General features: G+C 61.4%; 8 protein-coding genes and 1 pseudogene. 7 read left to right on the forward strand and 2 right to left on the reverse strand.

Going from position 1 to position 7,238, the window contains the following annotated elements; all coding sequences use genetic code 11:
* Together AC1DWI_RS10525 and AC1DWI_RS10530 are read left to right on the forward strand one after the other, a co-directional pair.
* Positions 1-494 (forward strand): hypothetical protein (locus tag AC1DWI_RS10525; protein ID WP_477724803.1); only part of this gene is annotated, 494 nt, incomplete at its 5' end.
* 206 nt (positions 495-700) lie between these two features.
* On the forward strand, positions 701-1,585 hold the full coding sequence (locus AC1DWI_RS10530; RefSeq protein ID WP_477670523.1) for an NmrA family NAD(P)-binding protein: 885 nt from the start codon (positions 701-703) through the stop codon (positions 1,583-1,585).
* 25 nt (positions 1,586-1,610) lie between these two features.
* On the opposite strand, the gene AC1DWI_RS10535 is transcribed toward AC1DWI_RS10530, so the two are convergent.
* Complete coding sequence (locus tag AC1DWI_RS10535; protein WP_477670524.1) at positions 1,611-2,180, reverse strand: DUF1439 domain-containing protein; 570 nt, start codon at positions 2,178-2,180, stop codon at positions 1,611-1,613.
* A gap of 157 nt (positions 2,181-2,337) precedes the next feature.
* Here AC1DWI_RS10535 and AC1DWI_RS10540 point away from each other — a divergent pair, with 157 nt between their 5' ends.
* A complete protein-coding gene (locus tag AC1DWI_RS10540; protein WP_477670525.1) occupies positions 2,338-2,757 on the forward strand; it encodes a hypothetical protein in 420 nt (139 codons plus the stop codon).
* 21 nt (positions 2,758-2,778) lie between these two features.
* Here the strand turns inward: AC1DWI_RS10540 and AC1DWI_RS10545 are convergent, their stop codons facing one another.
* A complete protein-coding gene (locus AC1DWI_RS10545) occupies positions 2,779-3,036 on the reverse strand; it encodes a hypothetical protein (protein ID WP_477649662.1) in 258 nt (85 codons plus the stop codon).
* Between the two features lie 154 nt (positions 3,037-3,190).
* On the opposite strand from AC1DWI_RS10545, the gene AC1DWI_RS10550 reads away from it, so the two are divergent.
* The 4 genes and pseudogenes from AC1DWI_RS10550 to AC1DWI_RS10565 form a co-directional block, all read left to right on the forward strand.
* Positions 3,191-3,598: a MerR family transcriptional regulator gene (locus AC1DWI_RS10550; protein ID WP_477670526.1), complete on the forward strand. Its 408-nt coding sequence runs from the start codon at positions 3,191-3,193 to the stop codon at positions 3,596-3,598.
* Positions 3,599-3,655: 57 nt separating this feature from the next.
* The gene (locus AC1DWI_RS10555; protein ID WP_477670527.1) at positions 3,656-4,654 is read left to right on the forward strand and encodes an aldo/keto reductase; all 999 of its coding nucleotides are present in this window, start codon (positions 3,656-3,658) and stop codon (positions 4,652-4,654) included.
* Positions 4,655-4,912: 258 nt separating this feature from the next.
* Positions 4,913-6,511 (forward strand): ABC transporter substrate-binding protein, encoded by a 1,599-nt coding sequence (locus tag AC1DWI_RS10560; protein WP_477670528.1) that lies wholly within the window; start codon positions 4,913-4,915, stop codon positions 6,509-6,511.
* An 85-nt stretch (positions 6,512-6,596) separates the two neighbouring features.
* A pseudogene (locus AC1DWI_RS10565) lies at positions 6,597-7,238 on the forward strand (CocE/NonD family hydrolase); the annotation flags it as partial.

A 7,238-nucleotide genomic window follows, 5' to 3' on the forward strand; every position in this document is an offset into this window, starting at 1 on the left:
ACAAATTGCTCGCTACTCTCATTGCTACCCTCTTCGTCGGCATTGCTTCTGCACAAACACCGGCACCTGTCGAGTCGTCCACGCAAACCGCTCCGGTTGCCGGCAAGGCTGAAGCCAAGGCCGACAAGTCTGTGGCAGCCGCCGTGAAAAGCGAAGCCAAGGGTGACGCCAAGGCCGATGCCAAAGTGGTGAAGGCCGAAGAAAAAGCCGCGGCGAAAACCGCCAAGGCAGATGCCAAGGCCGCTAAAGCCAAGGTCAAGGCCGACGCCAAGGTTGAAAAGGCAGACGCTGACGACAAAGCCAAGGCCACCACCAAAGCTGAAAAGGCCACCACCAAGGCAGATGCCAAAGCAGCCGGCGTCGCTATCGATGCCAATGCCAAGGTTGATACCGTGAAGGCCAAAGCCGCCGCCGACAAGGCCAACGCTGCGGTCGACACCAGCGCAGTCAAGGCAGAAGCCAAGACCGACGTCAAGGCAGCCGGCACCAAGTAAGCGGCAACGCGGGTCAAATACATACCCGCTGATCCAAAAAGACAGGCTGAGGCCTGTCTTTTTTTTGCCTGTCTCCTTGTGACCGCACGCGTCGCAGCCCTTCCTTGTCCCTTGTCGGCGCATTCCGACTTTCCAGGGCTCCAGTGGCTGTCACTGAGGAGCCTCGCCTGCCTCGAGCATGGATCTTTTGACACCAGGAGAATCCCATGCATATCATTCTTGGCGGAACAGGACACGTCGGCTCGGCGCTGGTCAAACGCCTTATCGGTGCGGGCGAGCCCGTCACCCTCATCACCCACGACCCCAAAAAATCCGGCCGGGTGGGCAAGACCAAACACGACGTACCCCAACGGGCGAAGGTCGCTGTTGCCGACGCCCACGATGTACCGTCGCTGCGCAAAGTCTTCCAGCAGGGCACGCGGCTTTTTCTGCTTAATCCGCCGGCGGCTCCCTCCACCGACACCGATGCCGAAGAGCGCAGCACGGTGACGTCCATCATTGAGGCACTGCAAGGTACACGCTTCGAGAAGATCGTGGCCGAGTCCACCTATGGCGCCCAGCCCGTCCAGCGCGCGGGCGACCTCGGCATTCTTTACGACATGGAAAAAGCCCTGGAGGCACAAGCTGTGCCGTTCAGCGTGATACGCGCGGCCTACTACATGAGCAACTGGGACGCGGCGCTGAAGACCGCGCAGGATGAAGGTGTGATCGACTCCATGTACCCGGCGGACTTCAAGCTGCCCATGGTGGCGCCGCAAGACCTGGGTGAGTTCGCTGCGCGCCTGATGACCGAGCCCGCCGGCAAAACCGGCCTCTTTCATGTTGAAGGGCCAGAGCAGTACAGCGCAGGCGATGTTGCCGTGGCCTTTGGAGAGGCGCTGCAAAAACCCGTCTCGGTGCGTGTTGCGCCGCGCGAGAAATGGGAAGAGGCCTTCAGGGCCATGGGCTTTTCAAGTGCTGCGGCCAGATCGTATGCGGCAATGACAGGAATCACGCTGGACCGGCATTACACCGTGCCCGATGCACCTGTCCGCGGTCGCACCTCGCTGCGCGCGTATGTGCAGGCGCTGGCGGGCGAGCAACGCGGCTAGCGCGTTACCGCGGCGGTCTGCTGGCTCAGCTCAGCGGCTTGTTCACGAACTCAATCACCAGCCCCCGCGCCGTCACGGTGATCCGGTCAGGCTGCACGCCCATGCTGTTGGGCAGTGCCAGGTCCTGCGGGTTGAGCGAGTGCAGCACAACGCCCTGCAGCGCCTGCTCGGCCAGCTGCGGGCCATAGCCTGATACCAGCATCGACGCCTGCGGCGGCAGGCCGTCAAACTGCAGCGTGTTCACGCGCAGCTGGTGCGCGCGTATCGTCATGTCGCTGGCTTCGTAGCGCAGCGCAAAGTCCAGGTCAAAGGTGCCGGGGTAAGCACGCTGCAGCGCCGGGCCGGCGGCTTCCACCGCCATGGCGGCGCCCAGCCGGTTTTGTTCGGGTAGCAGGCGCAGCTGCGGTGCCTGCACGGTCATGTCCAGCAGGCCGTTGGCGCGCTTGCGCACCGGAAAGCGTTTGGCCACCGCGTCCTGCAGCTGGGCCATGCTGACGGTGTAGCTGGGCTGGGCCTGTGCGCCCGGCAGGGTGAAATACACAGCTCCGCCCAGGCACAGCCGTGCGGTGGTGGCGAGAAGCAGTCTTCGTTTCATGCTTGTTGTGTCCTTTCAGTGCAAGAGCCATGATGCGTCCGGTGCCCCGCCACGCGTGTCATTCAAAAGCCCGTGTCGGGGTCGGCGTCCAGCCGATGGCGATTCAAGCGGCCGGGCGGCAAGAGGGCGGATTTCATATTCCTGTATGGTCGGCCTGATGCGAATGCTTTTGACCTTCCTGCTGTTTCCGGCCGCCACGCTGGCGATGGCGCAACCCACCAAGGGCGAGCAGGATGCGCTGGCCCTGGCGATCAGGTCGCAGCGTGTCCTCAATGAATACGCCATCGGGGCCATGGAGCCGGAGGCCATGAAGTACGCCCAGCGGCTGCGCCTGACCCAGGCAGCGCTGGACGGGCAGCGCAAGCAGTGGCCTGCGGCCAAGGAAGGGCCTGATCCGTTTGATCAATTCCGGCCTTGCAAAAATGCGCTTGAAACAGCGTCTTACCTTGCTGGGCTTTCGGGCAAGAAGGCCGTCAGTGCGCTCGACGACAAGGTGTTTCATGCCGGGAAAGACAAGCTGCAGAAGCTTCGCGCCGAGTGCGATGCGCTCATCAAGCGCGCCAACGCAGAGCGGTAAGCCGCCTGTGCTTGAGTCGCCTCAGCGGCCCACCACCGACCAGCCGGCCTTCTGGTTGGTCTTGTCGTTCTCATACTCCCACGCCGTCCCGCAGCGGTCGCATTTGTAGCGGGTGATGGTGATCAGCCCATGGCGGCGCGTTTCATGGCGCGGGTCGCCCTGCACCAGCTCGGGGTGGCCCGGGGCCTTGCGCCAGTTGCGCTGGATGCCGGCGCACGAGTCGCAGAGTTCCATCTTTTTGAGTTCGCTGGCGCGGTTGGGGTCTTGGGCTTGGGTCATGGGGGTGCTCTTGCGTTGCAGGATGTGCCCTATTGTCGCCCCAGGGGATGCGAAAGCGATTTGGCCTGCCGTTTCCAGTGGTCGCGGCAGCCAAAACACCCTGTGCGAAAAAGGGGCTTGACTTCGAGTGTGCTCGAAGTTTTACAGTCCCTTCATGACCACCGCAACCATTGACTCCCCCACCGTCTCCTTAAGCATTGCCGAAGCCGCAGAAGCCTCGGGGCTGAGCGCCTACACGCTGCGCTATTACGAACAGATCGGCCTGATTGCGCCGATAGACCGGCGCAGCGGCGCGCGCCGCTACAGCGATGCTGACATGCGCTGGCTCGACTTCCTGGTGCGTCTGCGCGCCACCGGCATGTCGATGCGTGACATGCAGCGCTATGCCCAGCTGCTGCGCGAAGGCAACACCGCCGCCAGCCTGGACGAGCGGCAAACCTTGCTCGAAGCGCACGCCGCGCGGCTGGAGGCCGGCATCCGCAGCCAGCGCGAAACCCTGCAGTACATCCGCAAGAAGCTCGGCCTCTATGAAGAGCTGCGCGCCGTGCCGAAGCGCGCCTGAACCCATCCCTGTCTATCAACCCTTTCAACCAACCCTTCAACCCAACGCAAACACACCATGATCAAAACCCGCACCCTCGGCCGCAACGGCCCACAAGTCTCCGCCATCGGCCTTGGCTGCATGGGCATGAGCGACTTCTACAGCAACCGCGACGACGCCGAGTCCATCGCCACCCTTCACCACGCGCTCGATCAAGGCCTGAATTTCCTCGACACCGCCGACATTTACGGCCCGCACACCAATGAGCTGCTGATCGGCAAGGCCATCGCCGGCCGCCGCAAGGACGTGTTCATCGCGACCAAGTTCGGCATCACGCGCGACCCGGCCAATGAAGCGGCGCGCGGCGTCGACGGTCGGCCTGAATATGTCAAAGCCAGCTGCGACGCCAGCCTGCAGCGTCTGGATATCGACCAGATCGACCTCTATTACCAGCACCGCGTCGACAAGACCGTGCCCATTGAAGACACCGTCGGCGCCATGGCAGAGCTGGTGAAAACCGGTAAGGTGCGCTATCTGGGTTTGTCCGAAGCCTCTGCCGCCACGCTGGCGCGTGCCTGCAAGGTGCATCCCATCGCCGCGCTGCAGAGTGAATATTCGCTGTGGACGCGCGACCCCGAAGTCACCGGCGCCCTGGCCGCCTGCCGCGAGCACGGCGTGGCCTTTGTCCCCTATTCGCCGTTGGGCCGCGGTTTCCTGACCGGCGCCTTCAGCAAGCCCGAAGACCTGCCCGCCGACGACTATCGCCGCAAGTTTTCGCCGCGTTTTGCCGAAGAAAACTTCAGGCGCAACCTGGCACTGGTTGATGTCGTCAAGCAGCTGGCCGCAACCAAAGGCGTCACCGCCTCGCAAGTGGCGCTGGCCTGGGTGCTGGCCCAGGGCGCGGACATCATCCCGATTCCCGGCACCAAGCGCCGCAGCTACCTCGACCAGAACATCGCCGCACTCGACGTCACGCTGAGCCCGGCCGAGCTGGTCCAGCTCGACAAGGCCTTCCCGCCTGACGCGGCCGCCGGACTGCGCTACCCCGCGTCGTTTCTGGGTACGGTCAATGCGTGACACAGGCTGACATCCTTAGGGGGCAAGCCAGCGGGCTCCGCCTGCGCTGAACCCGGGCCGTAGAGTTCTATTCAGTGACGCGTCCCGGTTCTGTGTTCCCTCTGGTCAAAAGTCCCTCGCCGCCTGATGATTCTGTAAGGCCGGTGCAGCGAAAATCCCGAAGTTGTTGTATCGTACAACAATACGATGTATCATTCAACGATACATTTGTATTTGCCTTGCTGTAGAAGGCCTGGCCTAACTTCATGGAGCTTCAGAATGGGAATCGCACTAACTTGTCCCCGCCGGTTGCTGGCGGCTGCCGTGGCTGTGACGCTTTCGGGTATGACGTCAGCTGCCGATTTACGGATCGGGTTCAAGGCCGAAGTCACTTCTGCCGATCCCCACGTTCTGGGCGCCGCAAATCGTGGCGTCTGGATGAACGTCTACGACTCGCTGATTGGCCAGGATGAAAAGCTGCATCCCATTCCTCTGCTTGCCTTGTCCTGGAAGGCGATAGATGACAAACAATGGGAATTCAAGTTGCGCCCCGGCGTCAAATTTCACAACGGCGAACCGATGACGGCCAACGACGTGAAGTTCTCGCTGGACAGGGCCAGGGCGCTGGCCGGCCCGCGAACATTCAAGACGTATTTGAGAGCGGTCGACAGCGTTCGGGTCCAGGATCCGCTGACAGTCATCATCAAGACGAAGGAAGCCGCGCCCACTCTGCCTGAAAACGTAGGTCTCGTAGCCATTCTTTCGAAAGGAAGCGGGGCGGAGATCAAGGAGGAAGACTTCGAGAACGGCAAGGCGGCGGTGGGCACCGGTCCCTTCAAGTACGCAGGACTCATTCCAAGCCAGCAAGTGACCATGACACGCAATGACGCGTACTGGGGCTCAAAACCGGCCTGGTCAAAAGTGATTTACCAATTCATACCGAAAGAACCGGCGAGAGCGGCGGCAATGCTGGGCGGAAGTGTCGATGTCATTGATGGCGCTGCCGGTAGCTTGAGCGAGACCTTGAAGAAAAGCGACAAGGTGTCGGTGGTCTCTACGACCTCCTATCTACTCAACTACCTGTCCATGGATCAATTTCGGACGGTTTCGCCTTATGTCACCAGTCATGACGGGAAACCGCTGGCCAAGAACCCGTTCCAGGACAAAAGAGTCCGCCAGGCCATCACAGTGGCCATTAACAGGGACGCCATTAACAAGTTCGTCATGAAAGGCGATGCGGAACCAGCGACGCAGATCGTTCCCGCCGGCTTTTTTGGGTACGAGCCCGCACTGAAGCTTCAGCCCGGGGACACGGCGCGGGCCAAAGCCTTGCTGACCGAGGCAGGCTATCCCTCCGGATTCAAGGTGGTTCTGCACTGCACCAATGACCGGTACCTCAACGACGCACGGGTCTGCGAAGCAATTGCCCAGATGTTGACCCAGGCGGGGATAAAAACCGACGCAAGGACGCTCCCCTACGCGAACTTTGTTACCCGGGCGACAAGCGGCGGAGCTGGTGGCGAGCCTGAATTCAGCCTGGCCATGTTTGGCATTGGTGCGGTTCTCGGTGATTCGCTGGAGCCTTCCACCGCCGTTGTCCATACCTTTGACAAGGCCCTGGGGACCGGAGCCAACAACTATGGCCGGTACAGCAACAAGGAGTTTGACGCGGCGATCCGCTCTGCGTCAAAAACATTGAGTGAAAAGGAACGCGAAGAGTTGCTGCGAACGGCCGCAAGGGTTGCCGCGGAGGACGTTGCCATCGTGCCGGTGCATAACGCGAAGGTGGCGTGGGGGTTGCGCAAAGGCCTGAGCATGGTCCCGCGAAGTGACGGGTTCACGGTGGCGAGTGCCATCAAGGACGCAGCTTCGAAGTAAAACAGATCAACGAATAGGGGTGAGGTGAGGGGGTCACCGGTGCTGGTGTCAGCACCGGTGGCGCTCCAATCCGAGCTGCCGCGGCAGATACGGGTCCGAAGGAACATTCACGAAGTATCTGAGCGAGGCCAACGACGGCCATGACACCTGTGACTGGATCGTGCGGCAGCCCTGGTCCGACGGCAGGATCGGGACCAAGGGCCTTTCCTATGCGGCACATACGCAAATGGCCCTGGCATCTACCGGTGCACCCGGCTTGCTGGCCATGTATGTCGACTCCGGCGGGTTTTCAAACGGCTATCAGAGCGGCATCCGGCAGGGCGGCGCGTATGAGTTAAAGCAGGCGGCCTGGGCTGTTCTCTTCGCATCGAGCATTGCCCAGCGGTCGGAAAATACGGCCGTCGCCAGCACCCTGAAGAATATCGACGTCGACGACTGGTTCAGAAGAATGCCGTGGCGCCGTGGAAACTCACCGCTTTCGGAAGCACCGGAATATGAAGAGTTTCTCTTCGATCAATGGGAGCGTGGTACGTTCGATGCGTACTGGAAGCAGCCCGGAATTTATGCGGAGGGGTTCTACCATCACCTCAAGAATGTGGCGACAGTCCATATGTCTTCCTGGTATGACGTCTATACGCGCACCGCAGCCGAAAATTACGTCAGCCTCAAGAAAATCGGCGCTCCGGTAAAGCTCGTTTTTGGTCCGTGGGTGCACGGAAACCGGTGG

The organism is Polaromonas sp. P3_C2 (assembly GCF_056402675.1).

What these genes read in the sequence shown, in the direction of transcription:
- AC1DWI_RS10530 (WP_477670523.1), top strand. Translation starts at nt 701, where the DNA reads ATGCATATCATTCTTGGCGGAACAGGACACGTCGGCTCGGCGCTGGTC.
- AC1DWI_RS10535 (WP_477670524.1), bottom strand. Translation starts at nt 2,180, where the DNA reads ATGAAACGAAGACTGCTTCTCGCCACCACCGCACGGCTGTGCCTGGGC.
- AC1DWI_RS10560 (WP_477670528.1), top strand. Translation starts at nt 4,913, where the DNA reads ATGGGAATCGCACTAACTTGTCCCCGCCGGTTGCTGGCGGCTGCCGTG.
- AC1DWI_RS10555 (WP_477670527.1), top strand. Translation starts at nt 3,656, where the DNA reads ATGATCAAAACCCGCACCCTCGGCCGCAACGGCCCACAAGTCTCCGCC.
- AC1DWI_RS10545 (WP_477649662.1), bottom strand. Translation starts at nt 3,036, where the DNA reads ATGACCCAAGCCCAAGACCCCAACCGCGCCAGCGAACTCAAAAAGATG.
- AC1DWI_RS10540 (WP_477670525.1), top strand. Translation starts at nt 2,338, where the DNA reads ATGCGAATGCTTTTGACCTTCCTGCTGTTTCCGGCCGCCACGCTGGCG.
- AC1DWI_RS10550 (WP_477670526.1), top strand. Translation starts at nt 3,191, where the DNA reads ATGACCACCGCAACCATTGACTCCCCCACCGTCTCCTTAAGCATTGCC.